The 25,787-nt window shown below is 66.2% G+C and carries 23 protein-coding genes and 2 tRNA genes; 12 read left to right on the forward strand and 13 right to left on the reverse strand.

Features of this window, described 5'->3' with window-relative positions:
* Position 1: 1 nt before the first annotated feature.
* On the reverse strand, positions 2 to 3,481 hold the full coding sequence (locus B7D75_RS08615; RefSeq protein ID WP_012074951.1) for a PAS domain-containing hybrid sensor histidine kinase/response regulator: 3,480 nt from the start codon (positions 3,479 to 3,481) through the stop codon (positions 2 to 4).
* A gap of 265 nt (positions 3,482 to 3,746) precedes the next feature.
* Here B7D75_RS08615 and B7D75_RS08620 point away from each other — a divergent pair, with 265 nt between their 5' ends.
* From B7D75_RS08620 to B7D75_RS08635, 4 genes are all read left to right on the forward strand, one after another.
* Positions 3,747 to 4,334, forward strand: coding sequence for a GNAT family N-acetyltransferase (locus B7D75_RS08620; RefSeq protein WP_079383582.1), 588 nt, complete (start codon positions 3,747 to 3,749; stop codon positions 4,332 to 4,334).
* Positions 4,335 to 4,400: 66 nt separating this feature from the next.
* The gene (locus B7D75_RS08625) at positions 4,401 to 5,255 is read left to right on the forward strand and encodes a helix-turn-helix transcriptional regulator (RefSeq protein ID WP_107113921.1); all 855 of its coding nucleotides are present in this window, start codon (positions 4,401 to 4,403) and stop codon (positions 5,253 to 5,255) included.
* Positions 5,256 to 5,350: 95 nt separating this feature from the next.
* Positions 5,351 to 7,516 carry a TonB-dependent receptor family protein gene (locus B7D75_RS08630; protein ID WP_107113922.1) on the forward strand — a complete coding sequence of 722 codons (2,166 nt, stop codon included), beginning with the start codon at positions 5,351 to 5,353 and terminating at the stop codon, positions 7,514 to 7,516.
* 174 nt (positions 7,517 to 7,690) lie between these two features.
* Positions 7,691 to 9,565 (forward strand): MFS transporter, encoded by a 1,875-nt coding sequence (locus B7D75_RS08635; protein WP_043100745.1) that lies wholly within the window; start codon positions 7,691 to 7,693, stop codon positions 9,563 to 9,565.
* A 60-nt stretch (positions 9,566 to 9,625) separates the two neighbouring features.
* On the opposite strand, the gene B7D75_RS08640 is transcribed toward B7D75_RS08635, so the two are convergent.
* The 4 genes from B7D75_RS08640 to rdgC all read right to left on the reverse strand — a co-directional run bounded on the left by B7D75_RS08640 (position 9,626) and on the right by rdgC (position 12,444).
* Complete coding sequence (locus B7D75_RS08640; protein WP_003091604.1) at positions 9,626 to 9,835, reverse strand: cold-shock protein; 210 nt, start codon at positions 9,833 to 9,835, stop codon at positions 9,626 to 9,628.
* A 214-nt stretch (positions 9,836 to 10,049) separates the two neighbouring features.
* Positions 10,050 to 10,364 (reverse strand): quaternary ammonium compound efflux SMR transporter SugE, encoded by a 315-nt coding sequence (sugE, locus tag B7D75_RS08645; protein WP_003155402.1) that lies wholly within the window; start codon positions 10,362 to 10,364, stop codon positions 10,050 to 10,052.
* A gap of 136 nt (positions 10,365 to 10,500) precedes the next feature.
* Positions 10,501 to 11,436 carry a bile acid:sodium symporter family protein gene (locus B7D75_RS08650; protein WP_012074954.1) on the reverse strand — a complete coding sequence of 312 codons (936 nt, stop codon included), beginning with the start codon at positions 11,434 to 11,436 and terminating at the stop codon, positions 10,501 to 10,503.
* 87 nt (positions 11,437 to 11,523) lie between these two features.
* Positions 11,524 to 12,444 (reverse strand): recombination-associated protein RdgC, encoded by a 921-nt coding sequence (rdgC, locus tag B7D75_RS08655; protein ID WP_012074955.1) that lies wholly within the window; start codon positions 12,442 to 12,444, stop codon positions 11,524 to 11,526.
* Between the two features lie 164 nt (positions 12,445 to 12,608).
* Here rdgC and B7D75_RS08660 point away from each other — a divergent pair.
* The 4 genes from B7D75_RS08660 to B7D75_RS08675 all read left to right on the forward strand — a co-directional run bounded on the left by B7D75_RS08660 (position 12,609) and on the right by B7D75_RS08675 (position 14,593).
* A tRNA-Val gene (locus tag B7D75_RS08660) sits at positions 12,609 to 12,684 on the forward strand.
* A gap of 16 nt (positions 12,685 to 12,700) precedes the next feature.
* Positions 12,701 to 12,777: transfer RNA gene (locus B7D75_RS08665), tRNA-Asp, on the forward strand.
* Positions 12,778 to 13,030: 253 nt separating this feature from the next.
* Positions 13,031 to 13,792, forward strand: coding sequence for an FKBP-type peptidyl-prolyl cis-trans isomerase (locus B7D75_RS08670; RefSeq protein WP_107113923.1), 762 nt, complete (start codon positions 13,031 to 13,033; stop codon positions 13,790 to 13,792).
* A gap of 369 nt (positions 13,793 to 14,161) precedes the next feature.
* Entirely contained in the window at positions 14,162 to 14,593 is a 432-nt protein-coding gene (locus tag B7D75_RS08675; RefSeq protein WP_012074956.1) for a YkvA family protein, read from the forward strand.
* Here the strand turns inward: B7D75_RS08675 and B7D75_RS08680 are convergent.
* Positions 14,581 to 15,327, reverse strand: coding sequence for a substrate-binding periplasmic protein (locus B7D75_RS08680; RefSeq protein WP_058129958.1), 747 nt, complete (start codon positions 15,325 to 15,327; stop codon positions 14,581 to 14,583). The two genes, B7D75_RS08675 and B7D75_RS08680, sit on opposite strands and share 13 nt — an antisense overlap.
* 103 nt (positions 15,328 to 15,430) lie before the next feature.
* Between B7D75_RS08680 and B7D75_RS08685 the strand changes: the two genes are divergently transcribed.
* Genes B7D75_RS08685 through B7D75_RS08695 form a run of 3 tightly spaced genes read left to right on the forward strand, consistent with a single transcriptional unit; the run spans position 15,431 to position 16,579 of the window.
* Positions 15,431 to 15,742 carry a helix-turn-helix domain-containing protein gene (locus B7D75_RS08685; protein WP_012074958.1) on the forward strand — a complete coding sequence of 104 codons (312 nt, stop codon included), beginning with the start codon at positions 15,431 to 15,433 and terminating at the stop codon, positions 15,740 to 15,742.
* A 2-nt stretch (positions 15,743 to 15,744) separates the two neighbouring features.
* Positions 15,745 to 16,110, forward strand: coding sequence for a hypothetical protein (locus B7D75_RS08690; RefSeq protein ID WP_003114793.1), 366 nt, complete (start codon positions 15,745 to 15,747; stop codon positions 16,108 to 16,110).
* Complete coding sequence (locus tag B7D75_RS08695) at positions 16,100 to 16,579, forward strand: SEL1-like repeat protein (protein ID WP_043100737.1); 480 nt, start codon at positions 16,100 to 16,102, stop codon at positions 16,577 to 16,579. The genes B7D75_RS08690 and B7D75_RS08695 overlap by 11 nt, the downstream gene beginning before the upstream one ends.
* A 13-nt stretch (positions 16,580 to 16,592) precedes the next feature.
* On the opposite strand, the gene B7D75_RS08700 is transcribed toward B7D75_RS08695, so the two are convergent.
* Positions 16,593 to 18,341 carry a bifunctional diguanylate cyclase/phosphodiesterase gene (locus B7D75_RS08700; protein WP_107113924.1) on the reverse strand — a complete coding sequence of 583 codons (1,749 nt, stop codon included), beginning with the start codon at positions 18,339 to 18,341 and terminating at the stop codon, positions 16,593 to 16,595.
* A gap of 94 nt (positions 18,342 to 18,435) precedes the next feature.
* Positions 18,436 to 20,535 (reverse strand): carboxy terminal-processing peptidase, encoded by a 2,100-nt coding sequence (locus tag B7D75_RS08705; RefSeq protein ID WP_034082052.1) that lies wholly within the window; start codon positions 20,533 to 20,535, stop codon positions 18,436 to 18,438.
* Positions 20,536 to 20,664: 129 nt separating this feature from the next.
* Here B7D75_RS08705 and B7D75_RS08710 point away from each other — a divergent pair, with 129 nt between their 5' ends.
* Entirely contained in the window at positions 20,665 to 21,627 is a 963-nt protein-coding gene (locus B7D75_RS08710; RefSeq protein WP_058145620.1) for an NAD(P)H-quinone oxidoreductase, read from the forward strand.
* A 51-nt stretch (positions 21,628 to 21,678) separates the two neighbouring features.
* Here the strand turns inward: B7D75_RS08710 and B7D75_RS08715 are convergent, their stop codons facing one another.
* Genes B7D75_RS08715 through B7D75_RS08735 form a run of 5 tightly spaced genes read right to left on the reverse strand, consistent with a single transcriptional unit; the run spans position 21,679 to position 25,756 of the window.
* Complete coding sequence (locus B7D75_RS08715; protein ID WP_012074963.1) at positions 21,679 to 22,329, reverse strand: HAD family hydrolase; 651 nt, start codon at positions 22,327 to 22,329, stop codon at positions 21,679 to 21,681.
* Positions 22,329 to 23,324, reverse strand: coding sequence for an ABC transporter ATP-binding protein (locus B7D75_RS08720; RefSeq protein WP_012074964.1), 996 nt, complete (start codon positions 23,322 to 23,324; stop codon positions 22,329 to 22,331). Before B7D75_RS08720 ends, B7D75_RS08715 begins: the two co-directional genes overlap by 1 nt.
* Before the next feature lie 2 nt (positions 23,325 to 23,326).
* Positions 23,327 to 24,124 (reverse strand): ABC transporter permease, encoded by a 798-nt coding sequence (locus tag B7D75_RS08725; protein WP_012074965.1) that lies wholly within the window; start codon positions 24,122 to 24,124, stop codon positions 23,327 to 23,329.
* Entirely contained in the window at positions 24,111 to 24,950 is an 840-nt protein-coding gene (locus B7D75_RS08730) for an ABC transporter permease (protein WP_012074966.1), read from the reverse strand. Before B7D75_RS08730 ends, B7D75_RS08725 begins: the two co-directional genes overlap by 14 nt.
* Entirely contained in the window at positions 24,947 to 25,756 is an 810-nt protein-coding gene (locus B7D75_RS08735) for an alkaline phosphatase family protein (RefSeq protein WP_003150351.1), read from the reverse strand. Before B7D75_RS08735 ends, B7D75_RS08730 begins: the two co-directional genes overlap by 4 nt.
* Positions 25,757 to 25,787 lie beyond the last annotated feature (31 nt).

Below are 25,787 nucleotides of genomic sequence, written 5' to 3' on the forward strand. Positions count from 1 at the left end.
CTCAGCGCAGGCTCAGGTGGCGGCTGAGCAGGGCGCGCAACGCGGCCGGCTTGACCGGCTTGGACAGGTAGTCGAGGCCGGCGGCATGGATCTCCGCCACCAGCTCCGGTCGCGCGTCGGCGCTGATCACCACGCCCGGCACCGGTTCGCCCAGGCGTGTGCGCAGCCAGGCCATCAGTTGCGTGCCGGTCTCGCCATCGTCCAGGTGATAGTCGATCAATGCCAGTTGCGGACGCATCTCGCTGTCCAGCAACGCCGCGCACTCGTCGCGGCTGCGCGCGGTCCAGACCTGGCAGCCCCAGCGGCTGAGCAGGCTGTTCATGCCGGTGAGGATGCTGTCCTCGTTGTCCACGCAGAGCACCTGGGCGCCGTTCAGCGCCTGCGCCGGTTCGGCCTTGTGGCCGTTGGCGAGGACCGGTGGCGCCTGGCGCGCCAGCGGCACGCGGACGCTGAAGACGCTGCCCTTGCCCGGCCAGGAGCGCACTTCCAGCGGATGGCCGAGGACCTTGCAGAGCCGGTCGGCGATCGCCAGGCCGAGGCCCAGGCCCTTCTCGGCGCGGGTCTGGTGGCTGTCCAGGCGCTTGAACTCCTCGAAGATGACCTTCTGCTTGTCCGGCGGGATGCCCGGGCCCTGGTCCCAGACCTCCAGGCGCAGGTAGCCATCTTCGCGACGCACGCCGAGCAGCACGTGGCCCTTGGCGTAGCGGAAGGCGTTGGTCAGGAAGTTCTGCAGGATGCGTCGCAGCAGCTTGATGTCGCTGTCCACCCGCAGCTGGCTGCCGCGCAGGCGGAAATGCAGGCCCTGTTCCTGGGCCAGCGCCTTGAATTCGACGCCGAGGGCATCGTAGAGGTTGTTCAGCGGGAACGGATTGCGTTCGGCGCTGACCCGGCCGCTTTCCAGGCGCGAGATGTCCAGCAGGTCGGTGATCAGGTCCTCGGCGGAACGCAGCGAGGAGTCGAGATGCTGCACCAGGTCGCGGACCTCGCCGGGCAGCGCATCCTGGTGGGCGAGCGCCGCGGAGAACAACCGCGCGGCGTTCAGCGGCTGCATCAGGTCGTGGCTGACGGCGGCGAGGAAGCGGGTCTTCGACTGGTTGGCGGCCTCGGCGTTGCTCTTCGCCTCGCTGAGTTCCTGGTTCAGCTGCGAGAGTTCCTGGGTACGCTCCTGGACGCGCTGCTCCAGCGATTCGTTGGCGCCCTTGAGGCCCTGTTCGGCCTCGCGGTAGGCGGTGATGTCGGTGAAGCTCATGACGAAGCCGCCGCCAGGCATCGGGTTGCCGATCAGCTCGATGACCCGGCCGTTGGGGAACAGCCGCTCGGAAGTATGCGGGGTGCCCTGGCGCATCCAGTAAAGGCGCTTGGCCACGTGCATGTCCGGATCCCCCGGGCCGCACAGGCCGCGGTCGGCGTTGTAGCGGATGATGTCGGCGATCGGCCGGCCGACGTAGATCAGCCCGTCGGGGTACTCGAACAGCTCCAGGTAGCGGTGGTTCCAGGCCACCAGGCGCAGCGACTGGTCGACCACGCTGATGCCCTGGGTGATGTTCTCGATCGCGCCCTGCAGCAGGGCGCGGTTGAACTGCAGCACTTCGGAGGCTTCGTCGGCGATCCGCACCACGTCCTCCACCTGCATCTCGCGGCCCTCGATGGCGGCCTTCACCACCGCCCGCGCCGAGGACGCGCCGAGCACGCCGGCGAGCAGGCGCTCGGTGTGCGCGATCCACTCGTTGTTGGCGGTCTGGTTCGGAGTGAAGCCCTTGCCCTGGCGGTAGGCGAAGCGGATGAAGCTTTGCCGCGCGCGTTCCTCGCCGACGAAGCGCGCGGCGAGCATCAGCAGGTCTTCCACCTGTACCGCGAGCATGAAGCGCGAGTTCTGCCGCTGGGAAATCTCCTGGCCGATGAAGCGGCTGGCCTGCCAGTGCTCGGACACACGGGTGCGCGAGAGCACCGAGACCAGACCGAACAGGGCGAAATTGCCGACCAGGGAGATCAGCACGCCCTGGGTCAGCGGTTCGATCGGCAGGCCGAACGGGTTGCTCGCCAGCCAGGTCAGGCCGGGAATGCGTTCCAGCGGCCAGCCGAGGCCCTTGGCCACCACCGGCAGGACCAGGGTATAGGCCCACAGCAGGGAGCCGGCGGCGAGGCCGGCGAAGACCCCGCGGCGGTTGGCCTGCTTCCAGTACAGCGCGCCGATCATCGCCGGGCCGAGCTGGGCGATGGCGGCAAAGGCGATCTGGCCGATGGTCGCCAGGCTGGCGCTGGAGCCGAGCAGGCGGTAGGCCACGTAGGCGAGCAGCAGGATCACCGCGATGCTCACCCGGCGCACGGTCAGCAGCCAGTGGCGGAAGGCCTCGAAGGGGCGTTCGGTGTCCTTTTCCCGGCGCCGCAGCAGCCAGGGCAGGAGCATGTCGTTGGAGACCATGGTCGACAGCGCCACGCTGGCCACGATCACCATTCCGGTGGCGGCCGAGGCGCCGCCGATGAACGCCAGCAGGGCCAGCGCCGGGTGCGCCTCGGCCAGCGGCAGGCTGATGACGAAGGAGTCCGGCATCACCCCGGCGGGCAGGTGCAACTGCCCGGCGAGGGCGATCGGCACCACGAACAGCGCGGCCAGCACCAGATAGAGGGGAAACACCCAGCGTGCCAGGTTGAGGTCGCGCGGCTCGATGTTCTCCACCACGGTGACGTGGAACTGGCGCGGCAGGCACATGATCGCGGTCATCGCCACGCCGGTCTGCAGCAGCATCGCCGGCCAGTGCACGGTCTCTTCCCAGTAGTCGGCCAGTTGCGGCGCGGCGCGGGCCTGGGAGAACAGGTCGGCGAAGCCGTCGTAGAGGCCGAAGGTGACGAAGATGCCGACGGCGAGGAAGGCGGTGAGCTTGACCAGCGACTCGAAGGCAATGGCCAGGACCATGCCGCGGTGGTGCTCGGTGACGTCGAGGCTGCGGGTGCCGAAGACGATGGTGAACAGCGCCAGCACCAGCGACACGATCAGCGCGGTGTCCTGGGCGCGGGTGCCGGTGGAGTCGGCGCCGGAGCCGATCAGCAGGTTCACCCCGAGGACGATGCCTTTCAGCTGCAGGGCGATGTAGGGCAGCACGCCGACCATGCAGATCAGCGCCACCACCACCGCCAGCGCCTGCGACTTGCCGTAGCGGGCGGCGATGAAGTCGGCGATGGAAGTGATGTTCTCCTGCTTGCTGATCATGATCATCTTCTGCAGCACCCAGGGCGCGAACAGCATCAGCAGCACCGGCCCGAGGTAGATCGGCAGGAACGACCAGAGCTGGTCGGTGGCCTGGCCGACCGCGCCGAAGAAGGTCCAGCTGGTGCAGTACACCGCCAGGGAGAGGCTGTAGACCCAGGCGCGCAGGCGGGGGGAGAGCGGGGTGCGGCGGCGGTCGCCATAGAAGGCGATGGCGAACAGGATGGCCATGTAGACCAGGGCGACCACGGCGATCAGCCCGATGGACAGCGACATGCGAACTCCGATGATGTCCCCGCGTGAAGCAGGCGTGAGGCGGGGGTCTTGCTTTGCGCCAGTTTCGCACTTGTCGGCCCGCGCGTCAGGCCGCCTGCGACCAAGGTCGCAGCTATGCTTGAGCCGGACGCGCGGAGTTTGGTAGCGTGCCGGGCTGCGTGAGCGCGGACGGCCCCGGCGGCCGGCTGTCCGTTCATCGTAGCCGGTTTCGGCTGCGGCACTAAACGCGGCCGCTACGCTCTGATGGGAGCGGAGTTTTGCGTCGATGTCGAGGAGGGCGCCCATGTTCAAGCCGCTACCGATCACCCTGCAGCGTGGAGCCTTGCGGCTCGAGCCGCTGGTGGAAGCGGACATTCCCGAGCTGGTGAGCCTTGCCGAAGCCAACCGCGAGGCACTGCAGTACATGGACGGACCGACGCGCCCGGACTGGTATCGCCAGGGCATCGCTGACCAGCGCGAGGGACGCGCGTTGCCGCTGGCGGTACGCCTGGGCGTGCAACTGGTCGGGACCACGCGCTTCGCCGAATTCCTTCCCGCCCTGCCGGCCTGCGAGATCGGCTGGACCTGGCTCGACCAGGCCCAGCACGGCAGCGGCCTGAACCGCATGATCAAGTACCTGATGCTCAAGCATGCCTTCGACAACCTGCGCATGGTCCGCGTGCAGTTCAGCACGGCGGCGAGCAACCTGCGCGCCCAGGGCGCCATCGACAAGCTCGGCGCCCAGCGCGAGGGCCTGCTGCGCAACCAGCGGCGCCTGGCCGGCGGGCGTCTCGACGACACCATCGTCTACAGCATCACCGACCACGAGTGGCCCCAGGTCAAGGCCGCGCTGGAAGCCAGCTTCACCGGCTGATCCCGGTCCCGCCACGCCCGCGGTATGTTGGGCGGCCCGTCCGCACGGGCGAACGAGGAGACGGCAGTGCCGGACGAGACGAGCGGAGAACATACGCATTTCTGGCGCGCCGCCGCACTGGGCGGCGTCGAGTTGCTGCATGCGCGCTACGTCGAGCAGCGTTTCGCCCCCCATGTGCACAGCGGCTTCGCCCTGGTCTTCATCGAGCAGGGCGCGCAGCGCTTCCGCCATCGCGGCGGCGAGCACCTGGCGCCCTGGGGCAGCATGGTGCTGATCAACCCCGACGAAGTGCATACCGGCTCCAAGGCCCATGACTCCGGCTGGCTCTATCGCGGCTACTACCCGGAAGTGGAGCAGATCGCCAGTGTCCTCGACGAGCTGGAAATCCGCCACGGCGGGGTGCCGCGTTTCGCCGACAGCGTGGTCCACGACCAGCCCCTGGCGCGCGCCTTCGTCTATCTGCACCGCTTACTGGCCGACCACGCCGGCAGCCTGGAAACCCAGACCTGCTGGCGCGAGACGCTGCTCGCCCTGTTCCGTCGCCACGCCCGCCTGCCGGAGGCGCCGAAGGCCGGGTCGGAACCGCTGGCGGTCGCCCGCGCCCGCGAGTTGCTGGCGGCGCGTTTGCTCGACCCGCCGTCGCTGGAAGAACTGGCGGCTGCGGTGAACCTGTCGCCGTTCCACTTCGCCCGGGTGTTCCGCCGCGCCACCGGGATGCCGCCGCATGCCTGGCTCCGGCAACGGCGCCTGGAGCAGGCCAGGGCGCTGCTCAAGAATGGCCGGGCGCCGCTGGATGTCGCCCTGGAACTGGGCTTCGCCGACCAGAGCCATCTCGGTCGCCAGTTCAAGCAGGCCTACGGCGTGGCGCCGGGCGAGTACCGCGCGGCCTGTGCGCGCTCGTCCTTGACGATGTGCGAATAAGTCAAGCTCACATTTGAAAATAGTTACTATTTACGTTTTTTACGATTTGCCTTAATTTGCGCCCCACTTTTTCGTGCGTCCGTGGGGGAGCCTCGATGTCGTCCGTGAATACGTTGTCGCGCCTGGCCGTTGCCATCGCGCTGGGTGTGCCGCTGTCGTCGGTGCTGGCCGACGAGGGCAGCAAGGAACTGGGCACACTGACCGTGGTCGGTGACTGGCTCGGCGAGGCTGACCAGGCGGTGGTGCAGAACCATCCCGGCGCGCGCAGCGTGGTGCGTCGCAAGGACATGGTCGAGAGCGGCGCGCAGAATGTCCGCGACGTGCTGCGCAAGGTGCCCGGCGTACAGGTGCAGGACAACAACGGCACCGGCGGCAGCGACATTTCCCTGAACGTCGGGGTGCGTGGCCTGACCTCGCGCCTGTCGCCGCGCTCGACGGTGATGATCGACGGCGTCCCGGCGGCGGTCGCGCCTTACGGCCAGCCGCAGTTGTCGATGATGCCGCTGTCCATCGGCAACCTGGAAAGCATCGACGTGGTGCGTGGCGCCGGCTCGGTGCGCTACGGCCCGCAGAACGTCGGCGGGGTGATCAACTTCGTGACCCGGGCGATTCCGGAGAAGCTCTCCGGCGAGGTCGGCACCACTCTCGAGCATGCCGGCCACGGCGGCTGGAAGAGGCTGGACCAGGCCTTCATCGGCGGCACCGCGGACAACGGCCTGGGCGCCGCCCTGCTGTATTCCGGAGTGAAGGGCGCGGGCTACCGCGACGGCAACAACGACAACGATATCGACGACGTGCTGCTCAAGACCCACTGGCAGCTCACCGACAGCGACCAGTTGGCGGCCAACTTCCACTACTACGATGCCTACGCCGACATGCCCGGTGGCCTGACCCAGGCGCAGTACGACGACGATCCCTACCAGTCGCTGCGCGACTGGGACAACTTCCGCGGCCGGCGCAAGGACTTCTCGCTGAAATACATCCGGCAGGTGGATGACCTCACCCGCTTCGAACTGCTCACCTACTACAGCGACAGCTTCCGCGGCAGCCGCATCGCCGCGCGCAACCTGCGGACCATCACTTCGTATCCGCGCGACTACCACGTGTTCGCGGTGGAGCCGCGGGCCTCGCGGATCTTCTTCGCCGGCCCGACCACCCAGGAGGTCAGCGTCGGCTATCGCTACCTGAAGGAGGCGATGAACGAACGCGCCAGCCAGCTGGCCCTGGTCGACAACGTGCCGACGGTACGGCCGGGGACGGACGGTCATACCTACCAGGACCGCACCGGCGGCACCGAGGCCAGCGCCTTCTACATCGACGACAGGATCGACGTCGGCAACTGGACCATCACCCCCGGCATCCGCTTCGAGAAGATCGCCAGCGACTGGCGCGAGCGTCCGGTACTCGGCCTGAACGGCAGGCCGGTGCAGGAGAAGAAGCGCAGCAAGGACTACAACGAGCCGCTGCCGGCGCTGAGCCTGATGTACCACCTCAGCGACGACTGGAAGCTGTTCGCCAACTACTCCGAGTCGTTCGGCAGCCTGCAGTACTTCCAGCTCGGCCAGGGTGGCAGCGGCAACGACACCGCCGCCGGCCTGGAGCCGGAGAAGGCCAAGACCTACGAGCTGGGCACGCGCTACGACAACGGCAGCTGGGGCGGCGAGATCACGCTGTTCTACATCGACTTCGACGATGAACTGCAATACGTCAGCAACGACGTCGGCTGGACCAACCTCGGCGCGACCAAGCACCAGGGCATCGAGACTTCCGGCCACTATGACTTCGCCGCTCTCGACCCGCGCCTGGACGGTCTCTCGGTCTACGGCAGCCTCACCTATACCCGCGCCACCTACGAAGGCGACCTCCCGTCCTTCAAGGGCCGCGACCTGCCGCTCTACTCGCGCCAGGTGGCCACTGCCGGGCTGCGCTACGAGGTCGAACGCTGGACCTACAACCTGGATGCCTTCGCCCAGTCCATGCAGCGGGCGCCGGGACTGAGCACCGACAGCCAGGGCAACTTCACCCACAATTACATCACCGAGCCGAGCGGCGACGGCCGGTATGGCGACATCCCCGGCTACGTGACCTGGAACGCGCGGGTCGGCTACGACTTCGGCCCGCAGGCATCGAACCTGAAGCTCGGCCTGGGAGTGAAGAACCTGTTCGACAAGCAGTATTTCACCCGCTCCAGCGACAACAACTCGGGAATCTACGTGGGCCAGCCGCGCACCTTGTTCATGCAGGCCAGCGTCGGTTTCTGAATATTCCGGTGTGACGTTGCGTATCGTCCGACGACAGGCGTCCTGCGGCAACGCGGACGCCTGTTCTATGATGGGCGCGGAATATCCGTCGGAACGCTGTGGCCTGATCCGCGGTCCATGCAGTCCAATCGATGACGGGCTTCCTTTCGGCGGCCACGCAAGGTAACAAGGACGATGACCCAACACTCGCAATTCGCCCTGCTGGGCAAGCGGCGCTTCCTGCCGTTCTTCATCACCCAGCTGCTCGGCGCATTCAACGACAACATCTTCAAGCAATCGCTGATCCTCGCCATCCTCTATCACCTCAGCGTCAGCGGCGACCGCAGCCTGCTGGTCAACCTCTGCGCGCTGCTGTTCATCCTGCCGTTCTTCCTGTTCTCCGCGCTCGGCGGGCAGTTCGGCGAGAAGTACAACAAGGACGCGCTGATGCGCGCGCTGAAGCTGGCCGAGGTGGGCATCATGCTGGTCGGCGGCGCCGGCTTCCTCTTCGGCAGCCTGCCGCTGATGTTCGTCGCCCTGTTCGCCATGGGTACCCATTCGGCGCTGTTCGGCCCGGTGAAGTATTCGATCCTGCCGCAGCACCTGCGCGAGGACGAACTGGTTGGCGGAAACGCCCTGGTGGAAATGGGCACCTTCCTGGCGATCCTCGCCGGTACCATCGGCGCCGGCGTGCTGATGTCCCAGGAGCGCTACGCCACCGCTGTGGCTGTCGCCGTGGTGCTGGTGGCCGCCTGCGGCTACCTGGCCAGCCGCGGCATTCCGCGCGCGGCGGCGGCGTTGCCGGAACTGAAGCTCGACTGGAACATCTTCGCCCAGTCCTGGAGCATCCTGCGCCTGGGGCTCGGCCAGCGCCCGGCGGTGTCGCGCTCGCTGGTGGGCAACTCCTGGTTCTGGTTCCTCGGCGCGGTCTACCTGACGCAGATCCCGACCTTCGCCAAGGAATGGCTGCACGGCGACGAGAGCGTGGTGACCCTGATCCTCACGGTGTTCTCGGTGGGCATCGCGCTGGGCTCGATGCTGTGCGAGAAGCTTTCCGGGCGCAAGGTGGAGATCGGCCTGGTGCCGTTCGGCTCGATCGGCCTGACCGTGTTCGGCATCCTCCTCTGGTGGCACGCCGGTGGCATTCCCCAAGGCGAGGTGCCCTACGACTGGCTGGCGGTGCTGCGTCACCACGAGACCTGGGCGGTGCTCGCCGACATCCTGTTCATCGGCATCTTCGGCGGCTTCTACATCGTGCCGCTGTACGCCCTGATCCAGGCGCGCACCGACGAGGACAAGCGGGCCCGGGTGATCGCCGCGAACAATATCCTCAACGCCCTGTTCATGGTCGCCGCGGCGCTGGTCTCGATCCTCTTCCTCAGCGTCGCCAAGCTGTCGATCCCGCAGCTGTTCCTCGCCCTGTCGCTGATGAACGTCGCGGTGAACGTGTACATCTTCAAGATCGTCCCGGAATTCACCATGCGCTTCCTGGTCTGGCTGCTCAGCCACACCCTGTACCGGGTGGAGCATGTGAACCTGGACGAGATTCCCGACGAAGGCCCGGCGGTGCTGGTGTGCAACCATGTCTCGTTCGTCGACGCGCTGCTGATCGCCGGTTCGATCCGGCGACCGGTGCGCTTCGTCATGTACTACAGGATCTTCTCGCTGCCGGTGCTCAACTTCGTCTTCCGCACCGCCGGCGCGGTGCCGATCGCCGCGCGCCACGAGGACGAGGGGATCTACGAACGGGCCTTCCAGCGCATTGCCGACTACCTGGAGGATGGGGAAGTGATATGCATCTTCCCGGAAGGCAAGCTGACCGCCGACGGCGAGATCAACGAATTCCGCGCCGGCATCGAGCGCATCATCGAGGAAACCCCGGTACCGGTGATCCCGATGGCGTTGCAGGGGCTGTGGGGCAGCTTCTTCAGCCGTGATCCGAACAAGGGCTTCTTCCGCCGCCTGTGGTCGCGGGTCAGGCTGGTCGCCGGCGAGTCGGTGGCTCCGCAGGCGGTGGAGCGTCTCGACCTGCAGGCGCGGGTAGCGAAACTGCGCGGCGAGGCGCGCTGAGAGGAGGGCGGAAACAAAAAAGCCCCGGCGATGCCGGGGCTTTTTTTGGCGAACTACAAGTCAGATGACTTGTACTTCGTCGGCTTGCAGGCCTTTCTGGCCGTTGACGACCACGAAGGAAACCTTCTGGCCTTCCTGCAGGCTCTTGAAGCCGGTGCCCTGGATGGAACGGAAGTGAACGAACAGGTCGTTACCGCTTTCCGGGGTGATGAAGCCGAAGCCTTTGGCGTCGTTGAACCATTTTACGGTGCCGTTCTGACGATTCGACATGGTGTAACTCCTGAAACAAAGTTGATTGCGGCGTCGGAAACATCCGAGCCGGTAGGTACTGAGTTGCAAAGAGTACGAGGAGCCGAGGCGATGAGCGGACCGAGATCTACCACACCAGGTCACGATTCACTGTGACCCAAGCAAGCACAGTGGTCGCAGAGTACGCGATAAAACTGCGGAAAGCGATACCCCACGGCGCATATTCGATGGATGTCTAATGGCTCAGCTTCAGACCGATCAGACCGCAGACGATCAGGGCCACGCTGGCCAGTCGGATCAGCGCCATCGATTCGCCGAACAGGACGATCCCGGCGATCACCGTGCCGACCGCGCCGACCCCGGTCCAGACCGCATAGGCGGTACCCAGCGGCAGTTGCTTCATGGCCAGGCCGAGCAGGCCCAGGCTGACCAGCATGGCGAGCACGGTGAGCGCCGTGGGTAGCGGCTTGCTGAAACCTTCGGTGTATTTCAGACCAACGGCCCAGCCCACTTCGAACAGGCCGGCGAAAAACAGGATGATCCAGGACATGGCGATCTCCAGGGCGGATGGTGGGGCCGTCCCCGTTCGGTCACCCGCCGGCGGCGGGTGGTGAGGTCGTCCCCACAGCGGCCGGTATTGTGCATGGATCGTCCGCCAGGACAAGGGTTCCCGCTGCGTGCCAGGCTCAGCGCGGGGTGTCGTCCAGGCGCCGGAACAACGTGGCAAGCAGCGAGCCGGAGAGGTTGTGCCAGACGCTGAAGAGGGCACTGGGCACCGCCGCCAGCGGTGAGAAGTGCGCATTGGCCAGCGCCGCGCCGAGTCCCGAGTTCTGCATGCCGACCTCGATGGCCAGCGCCTTGCGTTGCGCCAGCGGCATGCCGGTCAGCTTGCCGACGAGGTAGCCGAGCAGCAGGCCGAAACCGTTGTGCAGCATCACCACGGCCATGATCAGCAGGCCGGATTCGGCGATCCGCGCCTGGCTGGCGGCCACCACCGCGGCGATGATCACCACGATGCTGAACACCGAGACCAGCGGCAGCGCCTCCGCCACGTGCCGGCTGCGTTCGCCGAGCAGGCGCTGTGCCAGCAGGCCGAGGGCGATGGGTACCAGCACCACCTGGAGGATCGACAGGAACATCGCCGCGAAGGACACCGGCAGCCAGGCCGAAGCCAGCAGCCAGACCAGCGCCGGGGTAACCAGGGGCGCGAGCAGGGTGGTCACGGAGGTGATCGCCACCGACAGGGCGACGTCGCCGCGCGACAGCCAGGTCATCACGTTGGACGCGGTGCCTCCCGGACAGCAGCCGACCAGGATCACGCCTACGGCGATTTCCGCCGGCAACTGCAGCAGGCGACAGAGCAGCCAGGCCAGGCCGGGCATGATGACGAACTGGGCCAGCACGCCGATCAGCACCCGCAGGGGATGCCGGGCGACCTCGCGGAAGTCTTCGCCTTTGAGCGTCAGGCCCATGCCGAACATCACCAGGCCGAGCAGCGGCGCGATGGCAGCGGTGAGCGGGAGGAACCAGGCAGGCCGGCAGAAGGCGAGGATGGCGAACAGCAGGACCCAGAACGGGAAGGTGGCGCTGACGAAACGGCTCAGGGCGGTCAGGGCACGCATGGGCTTTCCTTGTTATTGAACGGATGCCAGTCTGCCATGCCGGATGCGAGTCTCCCAGCGGCGGGCGCCGCCGGGAGAGGAGGGGCGTCAGACGCCCTGGGGAATCTCTTCGCCGCCGAGGGCTTCGAAGAGCGCCGGGAGGAATTCGGCGAAGGTCAGCATCATCAGGGTGAAGCTGGCGTCGAGCTGGCCGAGGGCGTCTTCGCCGCCGTCCTTTTCCGCCTGTTCCTGCAGCAGGTCCTCGAAACGCAGGCGCTTGACCGCCAGCTTGTCGTCGAGGACGAAGGACAGCTTGTCCGACCAGGCCAGGGACAGCTGGGTGACCAGCTTGCCGGCGGTGAGGTGCAGCTGGATTTCCTCGCTGGTGAGGTCCTGGCGCTTGCAGCGGACCACACCGCCGTCCTCGTGGGTGTCACGCAGTTCGCACTCGTCGAGGACGTGGAAATCACCGGCGGCTTCCTGGGTCTTGACCCAGTCGGTGAGGGTGGCGGTCGGCGCCACCTTCACGCTCAGCGGGCGTACCGGCAGGGAGCCGAGGGCTTCACGGAGGGTCGAGAGCAGGTCTTCGGCCTTCTTCGCGCTGGCCGAGTCGACCAGGATCAGGCCGAGGCTCGGCGCGATCGCGGCGAAGGTGCTGGAGCGGCGGATGAAGGCGCGCGGCAGCAGGGTCTGGACGATCTCGTCCTTCAACTGGTCGCGTTCCTTCTTGTAGACCTTGCGCATCTGCTGGGCTTCGATCTCGTCGACCTTTTCCTTCAGCGCGTCACGCACGACGCTGCCCGGCAGGATGCGTTCCTCCTTGCGTGCGGAGACCAGGAAGAAGTCCTGGCTGACGTGCACCAGCGGCGCGTCCGGGCCTTTGCCGAACGGCGCGGTGAAGCCGTAGGTGGTCAGCTCCTGGCTGGCGCAGGGACGGGCGGGTTTTTCGCCGAGGGCTTTCTCGAGGGCGTCGGCATCCAGCTGCAGATCCTGGGTGAGGCGGTAGACGAGCAGATTGCGGAACCACATGGGGTCGTTCTCTCCGGGCACAAAGGACCCATTATTCCGCCGCTGGCGGCTCAGGCCAACCCCGCTCCGTCGCTAACTCCTTGGAACGGCAGAAAAAATTTTTCATCGAGGGGCTTGCCAGGGGGCGAATCGCTCCGTAGAATGCGCCCCACTTCGAGAGTGAAGGGTGATTAGCTCAGCTGGGAGAGCATCTGCCTTACAAGCAGAGGGTCGGCGGTTCGATCCCGTCATCACCCACCAATCTCGCAAGTTACGCGCAGCGGTAGTTCAGTCGGTTAGAATACCGGCCTGTCACGCCGGGGGTCGCGGGTTCGAGTCCCGTCCGCTGCGCCATTTCCTTTCTCTGTTTCATTTCCTTCGCTTTCCTTCCGTTTTCCTTCGAAGCTTTTCGGTTCCTTTCTTCGTTTTCCGCACCTTGCGAATCCTTTCGCTCGTTCTGCTATCTCCTTCATTTTTCGGCCGGTTCGGCCTTGAACTTATCCGTGCGCACCTGTTCCTATTGCCCATAGCCACTGGTCGCGACAGCCTGCTAAGCTCGCGGCTTCATCGAATATGCCCGAGCGGCGAACAGATTAAAGGACTCAGCATGAAACAACATCGGTTGGCAGCAGCGATCGCCCTGGTCGGTCTGGTTCTCTCCGGCTGCGATTCGCAGACCAACGTTGAGTTGAAGACCCCGGCGCAAAAAGCTTCCTATGGCATCGGCCTGAACATGGGCAAGAGCCTCTCCCAGGAAGGCATGGACGACCTGGATTCGAAGGCCGTCGCCAAGGGTATCGAAGACGCCCTCGGCAAGAAGAAGCAGCAGCTCACCGATGAAGAGCTGACCGAGGCCTTCGCCTTCCTGCAGAAACGTGCCGAAGAGCGCATGGCCGCCATCGGTGACGAAAACGCCAAGGCCGGCAAGAAGTTCCTCGAGGAAAACGGCAAGCGTGACGGCGTGACCACCACCGCCTCCGGCCTGCAATACGAAATCGTGAAGAAGGCCGATGGCCCGCAGCCGAAGGCCACCGACGTGGTGACCGTGCACTATGAGGGCCGTCTGACCGATGGCACCGTCTTCGACAGCTCCATCGAGCGTGGCAGCCCGATCGACCTGCCGGTCAGCGGCGTGATCCCGGGTTGGGTCGAAGCCCTGCAACTGATGCACGTCGGCGAGAAGATCAAGCTGTACATCCCCAGCGAACTGGCCTACGGCGCGCAGAGCCCGAGCCCGGCGATCCCGGCCAACTCGGTACTGGTCTTCGACATGGAGCTGCTCGGCATCAAGGACCCGTCCAAGCCGGACGCGGAACCCGGGGCCGGCGCGAGCGCGCAGCCCGAAGCCAAGGCGGACGCGAAGAAGTAATTCTTCCGTCGCGACAGATGAAACGCCCCGTCCTGGACGGGGCGTTTTCGTTTGGCTTCCCGGCTGAACCCTGACGAGATGCCAGGAGTCTGAAACCAAGACGGGGATGAGGCCGGTGTTACCCTTATGCACACATTTGTCGCACGTCGATCCGACCTACGGTATTGACCTCGGGTTGCCCGTTGCGTTAGGTCAAATCCTTGATTTTCAATGCTTTTAGAGCATTGTCTAAAAAGTGTCCGATCTGTCGGAAAGCCCGTAGCTACGGGCTTCTCATCGGCGGAAGGGGGGGCTGTTCACAAGGTTATCCACAGTATGCGTGGATAACCCGGAGAGGCTCGAAGACAAGCGCTTCAGCGAGGTGAAAGGATGGATGCGCCACGAGGATTCGGTCGTTACCTGGGGATCGCGGAACGTTTCCTGGCTCGCGGTCGGGTGCCGGCATTGTTGATTGCGGTAGCACGCAAGCGCTCACGCCTGAAACTGGTGAAAAGCGACCTGCGCCTGCTGCAGGAGTTGCTGGGGGCCTGGGTGCGCGGCGAGTATCGCGGGCTCAGCCGCCAGGCGTTGCTATCGGTGATCGCGGCGCTGGCCTATTTTCTCTCGCCGGTGGATATCGTCCCCGACTTCATCTTCGGCGTCGGCCTGCTCGACGATCTCGCCGTGCTGGCCTGGGTGGTCCGGCGCTGGCAGTCCGAACTGGATGCGTTCAAGGCCTGGCGCGACGCCCAGAGCGTCGAGACGCGGCAGGCGCCGAAGGAGCTTCCGGCACCTCGGGCGGAGCGTGTTCAGCGCTCCTGAGGCTGCTGCTGGCTGGCCTCGAGCAGGCGCTCGATGCTGCCGTCCCTGACCATCTCGGCGAACACTGCATCCATACTTTCGGCGGGTACCGGTAGATGTCCACCATAGATGCAGTGCATGCGGTAGCTCTGCAGCACCAGCGGACTCACGCGCAGGCCCAGTTCCGGATGCCGGCGCGCCAGGTAGAGCAACGGGCGGCGCATGTCCACGGCGGCGTCCAGCCGCGAGCGCTTGAGCATCTGCACGCGGCTGCGCAGGTCGCGGGTATCTTCCCGGCGGATTTCGCCGGCCGCGAAGGCACGCATCAGCTCGTCGGCGTAGACATAGCCTAGACTTGTACCCAGGGTCTTGCCGCGCAGCTCGGCGAATTCGCGGATCGCCGGCTGGTCGTTGCGCTGCAGCAGGACATCCTGCTCTTCGAAGAGGGCGGGAGACCAATGGTAGCGTTCGGGTTTGCTATCCCATCCGGGGTTGGAGTTGCAGATCAGGTGAATATGTCCGCTGGCCATGAAGCCGTCGATCCTTCGGTTCGGCGTTTCCACGAAACGCAGCGACAGTCCCAGCCGCTGCGCGACTTGCTCGCCCAACTGGCGGGTAAAGCCGCCGCGCAGCCGATGATCGACGATGTCCACGTAGGGCATGCCGTCGGCGGGGCTGAAGCCCCAGCGCAGCTCGGCGGCGAAAGCCTGTCCGACTCCCAGCAGGATGCACAAACCAAGACTTGTCCGGCGCACCTGCGGACTCCTTCACCAGGCAGACTGTGTGACCAGGGCAGCAGTATAGCCAGTCCGCAGCCGGGCGCTGCCTGTTAAGATGGCGGCTTGCAAGGAGACCGACATGAATGTCCAAGTGATCACCCGAGACGGTGAGGCGGAATACGCAGTGCTGCCCTGGGCCGAATACCAGGCGTTGCTGGCCGCCGCCGGACGTCCGGCCGCCAGCGCCCCCGTGCAGGCGCCAGCGTCGGCGCCGGCTGGCGCAAGCCTGCTGGAGCGCCGCGAGGCGCGGGGCCTGAGCCTGGAGCAAGTGGCCCGGGACGTCGGTATCAGTCCTTCCTACATGGCAATGATCGAGCGTGGCGAGCGGGAGGCCAGCGAGGCCATCCAGTTCGCCCTGGAGCGCGTGCTGGGCAAAGCGACGGGGGCCTGACCTTGAGTGTGCTGATCAGTCGTAAACACTGGGATAGCCTGCTGCTGGAAATCGAGGATGCGCGCCGCCAGCGCCATCTGCTCACCTACCGGGCGCTGATCGAGCGCCTGCAACTGCCGACCCCGGCGATGACCACGCTCACCGCGGCCCTCGAGCACCTGGCATCCCTGGATGCGCGCTCGGGGCGACCGTTGCGCAGTTCGCTGGTGATCAGCCAGGGCGCCAGCCGCTTGCCGCGCACCGGTTTCTTCGAGTGCGTGGAGCGTCTCGGACGCTTTTCCGGCCCGCCGGACGGCCCGGCCGCGGCCGGCTGGCATGCGGCGGAAGTGGTCCGCGTGTTCGAATTCGAGTATCCCGATGAACTCTGAATGGATCTGGCGCCTGCGCGCGCGCCTCGGTTACGCCGTGGCCCGGCAATTGATGGGGTGGCCCTGGCTGGTCAAGCAGCCGCGAGCCTGGCAATGGATGCAGGGCCAATTCTCGCGCATGGCCAACCTGGGGCATCGCGACGCCCAGGCTTTCTATGGTCACCTGCTGCTGTTCCGCGGCCAGGGTTTCGGCGCGCGCGAGGAAGGCCTGCGCCTGCTGCGTCTGGCCGCCAGCGCGGGCGATGCGAAAGCGGCCTACCAGCTAGGCGTGCAGGCGCTCAAGGGCGACGCCCGGCAAGCGCCGGACGCACTGGCGGCCAGCCGCCACTGGGCGCAAGCGGCAGAGGCGGGGCACCCGCTGGCGGCGCGCAAGCTGGCGGAGCTGTACCGGGATGGCGGCCCCGGCCTGGCGCCGGACGGCGAGCGCGCCGACCACTATGCGCAACGGGCATCCGCGCTCGGCCTCTAGTCTGGCGAACGGCTCAGGCGGCCTCGATCAGGTGCAGGCTGTAGCCTGGCACCGCCTTGGCCTGGCGCTTGGCCTCGGAGGCCAGAGTCGCCAGGTGCGCGGCATCCATGCCCTGGCAGGCCTCGGCCGGCAGATGCACCACGCCGACGGACAATGACAGCAGCGGGTACTCCTCGCGCTGGCCCTGGCGGTTGTGCGCGACGAAACAACCGGCTTCCAGGTGTTCGCGGCTGTAGAAGCGCCGGCATTGGTCCTGGAAGGTTTCCAGCAGCCGGTTGATCCGCGTGCGCCAGTCCTCGGGAGCGAGCACCAGCATGAAGTCGTCGCCGCCGATGTGACCGACGAACTCGCAGCCTGGATCGATCCGTTCGCTCAGGCACTGCGCCAGGCACAGCAGGACCTCGTCGCCGCGGGCGTAGCCGTAGAGATCGTTGAAGGGCTTGAAACTGTCGATGTCGACGTAGCAGATAACCGCTTCGCGCCTTTGCTGCAGCAGGCGTTCGAGGCATTGCTGGATCGGTACGTTGCCGGGCAGCAGGGTGAGCGGATTGGCGTGCCGGGCCTGCTGGATCTTTTCCTCGGTGATCAGCCTGAGCACGTCGATCACCCGGCCCATCCCCGCATAGCGCCCGGCGTGGGTGATGATGAAGTCTTCCTCGATACGCTGGCGTGCGCGGCTGGTCAGCAAGCGGCTGACCTGCTGCAGGGTCTGGCCGAGTTCCACGGCCAGGAAGTCGTCGCTCATCAGGCGGCTGATCGGCTTGCGCAGGAACAGGTCGCAGGCGAATGGCCGGAGCAGCGCGTCGGTGAGCGCGTGGCGGTGGACGATTCCGGACGGTCGAAGTTCTTCGTCGACAATCGCCAGGGAATTCAGATTGACCTGGCGGCGGAAGATTTCCACCACGTCCTGGGTCGACGTGCGCGTGTCGACCGCGCGCTGTTGCAGCAGCAGCGTGCGCAGGTCGCCGGGCTGGTCGCCTGGAACTGGGGGGGAGCCGGTGGCGCCGGGCAGCATTTGCTGCACATCGGTCGCCGGATGCTCCTGCGGTCGGCCGAACAGATAGCCCTGTACCAGATCGACACCCATCTCGCTGAGCACCGCCAGTTCCTCCGCCAGCTCGATGCCCTCGGCAATCACCTGGGCGCGGGAGGCCCGGGCCATCTTCAGGATGGAGCCGACGAACTCGCGCTTCACGGGATCCAGGTGGATGCCGTCGACGAAGTGGCGGTCGATCTTCACGTAGTCGGGACGCAATTCGGACCACAGGCGCAGGCTGGAGTAGCCAGCGCCGAGGTCGTCGAGGGCGATGGAGAAGCCCATGGCTCGATAGTGGTGCAGTGCGGTGTCGAGCAGGTCGAAGTCGTCGATGGGAGTCTGCTCGGTCAGCTCGATCACCACCCGGTTCGGCGAGATCCCCAGCTCTTGCAGCAATTGCAGGGTGCGGCCGGGCGGATGGCCGGCCTCGAGGAGGGATTCCGGCGAGACGTTGAGGAACAGCATGGCGTCGCCCTGGATGTCGCGGAAGCGCCTGAAGGCGCATTGCCGGCAAAGCAGTTCCAGTTCGCTCAGCCGCCCGCACTGGCGCGCGACGGCGAACAACGCCAGGGGCGAATGCAAGGGGCTGTTGGATGGGCCGCGGGTCAGCGCTTCGTAGCCGACCAGGCGCCGCTCGGAAAGCGAGAGGATGGGCTGGAACAGGCAGTGCAGGTCGCCATGGGCCAGGATGCTGTCCAGGGCGCTCAACTGCTCGGTGACGGTCATGGGACGGTCTCGTCGGAATGAAAAGGGCCGGTTGTGCAACCGGCCCCGTATTTCACGACAGTCCCATGTCTGTTTTATGACGCTCCCGCTGAACTCAGTGCTTGGCCACCGCCGAGTTGAGGTTCAGGTAGTCCAGCAGGATATGCCCGGACTCGGTGAGGTAGGCGTCGTCCTGCGGCTTGGTCTTGTCGTCCTCTTCCGGCAGGGCGTTCTCGTCCTCGCGCTTGAGTTCCTTCAGCGGTTCCTGGCCCTTAGACTTGCGCAGGGCGTTCTCCATGGCCAACTGGCGGTTCTCGATGCTGGTCTGCTGGGCGCGACGCTTGGCCTCGTTCAGGCTGACGGTCTTCTCCTTCATCAGCTCCTGGGCCAGGGCCAGGCGCTTGCGGGCATAGACGAAGTCGGCGTTGTTCTCGGTGCGCGCGTCGTGCTGGGCCTTGAGTTGCGCGAGGAACGGCTTGAACGGATTGGCCTCGTCCTTCACCACCGGGCGGATGGTGTCCCACGGCATCGAGTCGGGCAGGGCGCTTTCGCCGATTTCCTTGTCGTCGACGATGGACGGGTAGCTGATGTCCGGGATCACGCCCTGGTGCTGGGTGCTCTGCCCGGAGACACGGTAGAACTTCGCCAGGGTCAGCTTCAGCTCGCCGTGGTTGAGCGGCTGGATGGTCTGCACGGTGCCCTTGCCGAAGGTCTGCCCGCCGAGGATCAGCGCGCGGTGGTAGTCCTGCATGGCGCCGGCGAAGATCTCCGAGGCGGAGGCCGAAAGACGGTTGACCAGCACCGCCAGCGGGCCGGTGTAGAAGGCCTTGCCTTCGTCGTCGTTGAGCACGTCGACGCGACCGTCGCTGTTGCGCACCAGGACGGTCGGGCCCTGGTCGATGAACAGGCCGGTCAGCTCGGTGGCTTCCTGCAGGGAGCCGCCGCCATTGTTGCGCAGGTCGAGGACGATGCCGTCCACCTTGTCCTTCTGCAGTTCAGCGACCAGCTTCTTGACGTCGCGGGTGGTGCTCTTGTAGTTCGGGTCGCCGGCGCGGTAGGCCTTGAAGTCCAGGTAGAAGGCCGGCAGGTCGATCACGCCGAGCTTGTAGCTGCGGCCCTCGTGGTCGACCTTGATGATGGATTTCTTCGCCGCCTGGTCTTCCAGCTTCACCGCCTCGCGGGTGATGGCGACGATCTTGCTGGTCTGGTCGTTCGGCGCGTTGCTCGCCGGGATCACTTCCAGGCGCACCTGCGAACCTTTCGGCCCACGGATCAGTTTGACCACTTCGTCCAGGCGCCAGCCGACCACGTCGACCATCTCGCCCTTGCCCTGGGCGACGCCGATGATCTTGTCGGAGGTGGCGATCTGCTTGCTCTTCGCCGCCGGGCCGGCCGGCACCAGGCGCACGACCTTGACGTAGTCGTTGTCGCTCTGCAGCACCGCGCCGATGCCTTCCAGCGAGAGACTCATGTTGATGTCGAAGTTTTCCGCGTTATCCGGCGACAGGTACTGGGTATGCGGGTCGTAGGACTGGGCGAAGGCGTTGATGTAGGCCTGGAAGATATCTTCGCTGCGGGTCTGCTTCAGGCGCGACAGCTGGTTCTTGTAGCGCTTGGTGAGCTGTTCCTGGATCGCCTTGTCGTCCTTGCCGGTGATCTTCAGGCGCAGGACCTCGTCCTTGACCTTCTTGCGCCAGAGGTCGTCGAGCTCTGCGGTGTCCTTAGCCCAGGGGGCCTTCTCGCGGTCGATCAGCAGGCTCTCGTCGACGCTGAAGTCGATCTTGTCGACGCCCTTGTCGAGCATCGCCAGGGCATAGTCGAGGCGGCCCCTCAGGCGGTCGAGGTGGCGCTTGTAGATGACGAAGCCGGGATCCAGGTCGCCGCTCTTGAGGAAGTCGTCGAACCTGTTGCGCCAGCGATCGAACTCGGCGATGTCGCCGGCGGTGAAGTACATCCGCGCCGGGTCGAGCATCTTCAGGTAGCTGTCGTAGATCTTGGCCGAGCGCTCGTCGTTCAGTGGCGGCTTGTTGTAGTGATGACGCTTGAGCAGTTCCACCACGTTGAGGCTGGCGATGACCTGCTCGCGGTCCGGCTGCAGGCTGTCCCAGGGGTTCTGGGGGCCGCTGCCGACGGAGACGGCGGTCGAGGCGAACAGCGGCAGCGAACTGGCGCCGAGGAGGAGCAACAGGGCGGTACGGGGCAGAAAACGCTTCATGCTGATTCGACTGATCGCGGAGTAATGACGCATATTAGGCCTTATTAGCCGGCGCCGGGTTCCCTTGGCGCAATGCAAAAAGCCCGACTCTGGGTGATCGGGCCGTGACAACCCCACTATGGAGGCAGCGTGAACGCATTGCAAGGTATCGAAGGTCGTGTCGAGTGGTCGGAAATCGCCGCCCCGTCCTGCGGCCAGGGCGAAATCCGCATCCGCGTGGCGGCCGCCGGACTCAACCGCGCTGACCTGTTGCAGAAGGCCGGGCTCTACCCGCCGCCGCCCGGCACCAGCCCGGCGCTGGGGCTCGAGTGCTCCGGAGTGGTCAGCGAGGTGGGCGCGGGCAGCACCTGGCAGGTCGGCGACCGGGTCTGCGCGCTGCTCGCCGGCGGCGGCATGGCCGAGGAAGTGGTGGTGGACGCGCGCCACGTGCTGCCGGTCCCGGCAGGGCTGAGCCTGGCGGAGGCGGCGGGGATTCCGGAGGTCTACGCCACGGCCTGGCTGAACCTGTTCCAGCTGGCGGCGTTGCAGCCCGGCGAGAAGGTGCTGCTGCACGCCGGCGCCAGCGGCGTCGGTTCGGCCGGCATCCAGCTGTGCAAGGCGTTCGGCAATCCCTGCTGGGTCAGCGTCGGCTCCGCCGAGCGCCTGGCCTACTGCGAGTCCCTCGGTGCCGCCGGCGGCGTGCTGCGCAAGCAGAGCCTGGAGTCGCTGCGCGACTTCGCGCCGTTCGACGTGATCCTCGACCCGGTCGGCGCCCGCTATGCGGCGCTCAACCTGGAGCTGCTGCGGCGCGACGGGCGCTGGGTGATCATCGGCCTGATGGGCGGTCGCGAGGCGCAGCTGGACCTGGCGCAACTGCTGGGCAAGCGTATCCAGCTGACGGGGTCGACCCTGCGCACCCGCGACGCCGACTTCAAGGCGCAGCTGATCGCCGAGCTGGGCCTGAAGGTCTGGCCATTGTTCTCCGCTGGGAAACTCCGCGCGCAGCTGGAGCGAACCTTCCCGATCGGCGACGCCGAGGCGGCCTTCGAGGCGCTGGCGAGCAACCAGGTGCAGGGCAAGGTGGTGCTGGTGGTGGATCCGTCGCTGGCCTGAGCAGCCAGGTGCCGGAGGCGTGAACCGGGCGCGCTTTCGAGGCGGATTCCGTCAGCGCCAGGCGTGCACCGGCCAGCCCATTTCCTTGGCGTAGGCGAGCAGGGTCGGGTCCGGGTTGACCGTGTTCGGATGGCCGACCAGCTTCAGCAGCGGCAGGTCGTTGCGCGAGTCCGAATAGAACCAGGCGTCGGCCAGCTGGCGATCGTCTCCTTCCAGCAGGTCGAGCAGGCGCAATACCTTGCCTTCGCGATAGGTGAGGGTGCCGAGGGTGCGGCCGGTGTAGTGTCCGTCGAGCACTTCCAGATCAATGGCGAGGACTTCGTCGACGCCGATCCGCGCCGCGATCGGCTTGACCAGGTGCACTCCGGAGGCGGAGACGATCAGCACCCGGTCGTTGGCGCTGCGGTGACGTGCCAGGCAGGCGCAGGCGTCGCTGTAGATCAGCGGCTCGATGACCTCCTCGACGTAGGCTTCCACTTCCCGCTCGATTTCCTCCACGCTGCGGCCGATCAGCGGTTGCAGGGTGTACTCCATGTACAGGTCCATGGACAGCTTGCCTTCGGCGTACTGTTCCATCAGTTCGGCGTCGCGGCGGACGAAGGATTCGTCGACCCAGCCGAGACTCGCCATGCGCTGGCTCCACAGGCTGGAGCAGTCGCCGTGGATCATGGTCTCGTCCAGGTCGAAGATCACCAGGCTCATCAAGCTACCTCTCGAATACTGTTGCGATCGATGACCAGCGTCAGTCGACTGCCGGCCGGATACAGGCGGTCTGCGCTGCGGTTGAGGACGTCGACGGTGAGTTCCACCCCGGCCGCCTCGACGCGGTAACGGATCACGTTGCCGAGCAGACTGTGCGAGCGTACCAGCGCCGGCACGCCTTCGCTCGCTTCGTTGCCCAGGCGCAGGGATTCCGGGCGGATCGCCACCTGCTGCGCGCAGGGCCGGCCGAGCAGGCGGCTGGCCTGTTCGGCGTCGAGCAGGTTGTAGTTGCCGATGAAGCCGGCGGCGAAGGCGTTTTCCGGCGCGGTGTAGAGGGTCTCCGCGTCGCCGCTCTGGACGATGCGCCCGGCGTTCATCAGGACGATGCGGTCGGACAGGGTCAGCGCCTCCTCCTGGTCGTGGGTGACGAATACGGTGGTCAGCCCCAGCTCCTGCTGGATCCGCCGGATCTGTTCGCGCAGGTGCTTGCGGATGCGCGCGTCGAGGGCCGACAGCGGCTCGTCGAGCAACAGCAGGCGCGGCCGGGTCACCAGCGAACGGGCCAGCGCCACGCGCTGGCACTGCCCGCCGGAAAGCTGGTGCGGGTAGCGCGCGGCGTAGTCGCCCAACTCCACCAGTTCGATGGCTTCGGCAACACGCTTCTGCAGTTCCGCCGCCGGCACCTTCTGCATGCGCAGGCCGAAGGCGATGTTCTGCTGCACGCTCATGTTGGGAAACAGCGCGTAGCTCTGGAACACCATGGCGATGCCGCGCTTCTGCGGCGGCAACGGCACCACGTCCTCGCCGTCGATGAGGATGCGCCCGCCATCGACCTCGGTAAGCCCGGCGATGCAGCGCAACAGGGTGGACTTGCCGCAGCCGCTGGGGCCGAGCAGGGTGACGAACTCGCCGCGGGCGGCGGCGAAGTCGATATCGCGGAAGATGCTGGTGGCACCGTAGCTCTTGTCGAGCTGCTCGACACTGACGAACGACATGATCAGGCCTTGTCCTTGTTCAGTCGGTTGGCCGCCCAGGTCAGGACCAGGACGAACACGAAGTAGGAGACCACCACCGCGCTGGTGTAGTGGCCGCTGCTGTTGCGCATGTTGTTGAGGAATACCTGCAGGGTCTCGTAGCGGGTGCCGACCAGCAGGTTGGCGAAGACGAATTCGCCGATGAGGAAGGAGAACGACAGCAGCAGGGCCACCATCACGCCCTTGCGCAGGTTCGGCAGCACCACCAGCAGCGCAGCTTTCCAGGTGCTGGCGCCGAGCAGGTGGGCGGCATCCATCAGGTCGCGCAGGTTGATCGCCTGCAGGTTGTTGGTGATCGCCCGGTACATGAACGGCAGGGCGATGGTGAAGTAGCAGCCGACCAGCACCCAGGGCGTGCCGATCATTTCCAGCGGTCCGCTGGCGTAGAGCTGCAGCAGGCCTACCGAGGACACGATCGGCGGCACCGCGAAGGGCAGCAGGATGAGCACGTTCATCACCCCGTCCAGGCGCGGGAAACGGTAGTGGATGACGAACATCAGCGGCAGGATCAGCAGCACGCTGAACGCCAGGGCGCCGAAGCAGACCAGCAGCGAGCGGCCGAAGGCCAGCAGGAAGCGCTGGTCGCTCCACAGCGTCAGGTACCACTTCAGGGTCAGGCCGTCGGGCAGCAGGGTCGCCGACCATTGGGTGGCCAGCGAGTAGAGCAGGGTCGCCGCCAGCGGCAGGACCAGGATCAGGAACAGCGCGCAGACCACCAGGCGATGGTAGAGCGCGACGGGACCTCGTTCAGCGCGCGACATGGTAGCTCCTGCGCAGCAGCCATTGGTGGACCAGGGTGATCAGGGTCATCAGGCCGACCAGCACCATGGCTAGGGCGCTGGCCATGTTCGGGTCGGGGAACACGTCGCCGGCGACCAGCGCGCCGATGCGGATCGGGATCACGTTGAAGTTGCCGGTGGTCAGCGAGTACACCGTGGCGTAGGCGCCGAGGGCGTTGGCCAGGAGGATGACGAAGGTGCCCAGCAGCGCCGGGGTCAGCACCGGGATGCCGATGTGCCGCCAGTACTGCCAGCCGTTGGCGCCGAGCAGCGCGGCGGACTCGCGCCAGTCTTCGCGCAGGGCATCGAAGGCCGGGTAGAGCAGCATCACTCCGAGGGGAATCTGGAAATAGGTATAGAGGATGATCAGGCCGGTCTTCGAGTAGAGATTGAAGTCGTCGATCCAGCCGGCCTGCTTGAGCAACAGGGTCAGCGCGCCGTTGAAGCCGAGCAGGATGATGAAGGCAAACGCCAGCGGCACCCCGGCGAAGTTGCTGGTCATGTTGGAGAAGGCCATGACGAAGTCGCGCAGGCGGCTGTCGACGTGGCGCAGCGAATGGCTGCCGAGCACCGCGACGAGCAGGCCGAGCAGGCTCGACCAGCCGGCGATCTCCAGGCTGTGGCGGATCGCCTGGCGGTAGAAGGGCGAGCCGAACAGCTCCAGGTAGTTGGCCAGGCTCCAGGCGTCGCTGGCCTTCAGGCTGTTCAGCGCGACCCAGGCCAGCGGCGCTAACTGGAAAATCACGAAGAACGCCGCGAAGGGCAGCAGGAGCAGCAGCGCCAGCCATCTGCCGGATAGTCGTTTCATGAGGCGAGCAGCTCCCGGCAGACGGGCTTGTCGTGTGCGGCGCCGAGGATTTCGCAGAGCGTGCCGCAGAGGTCGGTCTGCAGCGGTTGCGCCAGGTCGTCGCGACTGAAGGCGTCGCCGAAGACGAACAGCGGCACCTCGCGTTCCTCCTCGAGGATGCCGCCGTGGCTGCGGTCCTCGTTCATTCCGTGGTCGGCGGTGATCGCCACCTGGTAGCCGGCCGCCAGCCACTGGTGCAGGTATTCCGACAGCAGCGCGTCGGCGCGCCGCGCGGTGTTGCGATAGACCGCGCTGTCGAGGCCATGCCTGTGCCCGGCGTCGTCGATGTTCATCGAGTGGACCAGCATGAAGTTCGGTGCGTGCCGGCGACGCAGGCTTTCCGCGTCGGCGAACAGGTGCGAGTCCGGATAATGGTCGCTCCAGTAGAAATGTCCGCGCTGGATCGGCAGGGCGCCGTCGTCGGTGTGGCGGTCGCGGGCCGGGTCGAACGGCGCGCGGTTGTACAGCTCGCTGACCCAGTGGTAGGCCGCCGCCGCGGTACTCAGGCCGGCCGCGCGGGCGTAGTGGAACAGGCTCTGCTCCTGGCTCAGGCGCACCACGTCGTTGTGCAGGATGCCGCTATCGATCGGCGGCACCCCGGTGAGGATGCATTCGTAGAGCGGCCGGGACAGCGAAGGCAGCTCGCATTCCAGGCGGTACGACTGGCCGCGGCCGGCGCCGCAGAGGGCCTGGAGATGCCCCATGCAGTCGCGGGCGACGCTGTGGTTGAGGCCGTCCAGGAGGACGAGGATGACGTCGTGGCGCATTCGGGTATCCATCTATGCGGGACGGCCGCCG

The organism is Pseudomonas paraeruginosa (assembly GCF_003025345.2).
GTDB lineage: Bacteria > Pseudomonadota > Gammaproteobacteria > Pseudomonadales > Pseudomonadaceae > Pseudomonas > Pseudomonas paraeruginosa.

Bases quoted from the DNA above. Each gene is read 5' to 3' on its own strand.
- B7D75_RS08615 (WP_012074951.1), bottom strand. From the start codon at position 3,481: ATGTCGCTGTCCATCGGGCTGATCGCCGTGGTCGCCCTGGTCTACATG.
- B7D75_RS08620 (WP_079383582.1), top strand. From the start codon at position 3,747: ATGTCGAGGAGGGCGCCCATGTTCAAGCCGCTACCGATCACCCTGCAG.
- B7D75_RS08630 (WP_107113922.1), top strand. From the start codon at position 5,351: ATGTCGTCCGTGAATACGTTGTCGCGCCTGGCCGTTGCCATCGCGCTG.
- B7D75_RS08635 (WP_043100745.1), top strand. From the start codon at position 7,691: ATGACCCAACACTCGCAATTCGCCCTGCTGGGCAAGCGGCGCTTCCTG.
- B7D75_RS08640 (WP_003091604.1), bottom strand. From the start codon at position 9,835: ATGTCGAATCGTCAGAACGGCACCGTAAAATGGTTCAACGACGCCAAA.
- sugE (WP_003155402.1), bottom strand. From the start codon at position 10,364: ATGTCCTGGATCATCCTGTTTTTCGCCGGCCTGTTCGAAGTGGGCTGG.
- B7D75_RS08650 (WP_012074954.1), bottom strand. From the start codon at position 11,436: ATGCGTGCCCTGACCGCCCTGAGCCGTTTCGTCAGCGCCACCTTCCCG.
- rdgC (WP_012074955.1), bottom strand. From the start codon at position 12,444: ATGTGGTTCCGCAATCTGCTCGTCTACCGCCTCACCCAGGATCTGCAG.
- B7D75_RS08670 (WP_107113923.1), top strand. From the start codon at position 13,031: ATGAAACAACATCGGTTGGCAGCAGCGATCGCCCTGGTCGGTCTGGTT.
- B7D75_RS08675 (WP_012074956.1), top strand. From the start codon at position 14,162: ATGGATGCGCCACGAGGATTCGGTCGTTACCTGGGGATCGCGGAACGT.
- B7D75_RS08685 (WP_012074958.1), top strand. From the start codon at position 15,431: ATGAATGTCCAAGTGATCACCCGAGACGGTGAGGCGGAATACGCAGTG.
- B7D75_RS08695 (WP_043100737.1), top strand. From the start codon at position 16,100: ATGAACTCTGAATGGATCTGGCGCCTGCGCGCGCGCCTCGGTTACGCC.
- B7D75_RS08700 (WP_107113924.1), bottom strand. From the start codon at position 18,341: ATGACCGTCACCGAGCAGTTGAGCGCCCTGGACAGCATCCTGGCCCAT.
- B7D75_RS08705 (WP_034082052.1), bottom strand. From the start codon at position 20,535: ATGAAGCGTTTTCTGCCCCGTACCGCCCTGTTGCTCCTCCTCGGCGCC.
- B7D75_RS08715 (WP_012074963.1), bottom strand. From the start codon at position 22,329: ATGAGCCTGGTGATCTTCGACCTGGACGAGACCATGATCCACGGCGAC.
- B7D75_RS08720 (WP_012074964.1), bottom strand. From the start codon at position 23,324: ATGTCGTTCGTCAGTGTCGAGCAGCTCGACAAGAGCTACGGTGCCACC.
- B7D75_RS08725 (WP_012074965.1), bottom strand. From the start codon at position 24,124: ATGTCGCGCGCTGAACGAGGTCCCGTCGCGCTCTACCATCGCCTGGTG.
- B7D75_RS08730 (WP_012074966.1), bottom strand. From the start codon at position 24,950: ATGAAACGACTATCCGGCAGATGGCTGGCGCTGCTGCTCCTGCTGCCC.
- B7D75_RS08735 (WP_003150351.1), bottom strand. From the start codon at position 25,756: ATGCGCCACGACGTCATCCTCGTCCTCCTGGACGGCCTCAACCACAGC.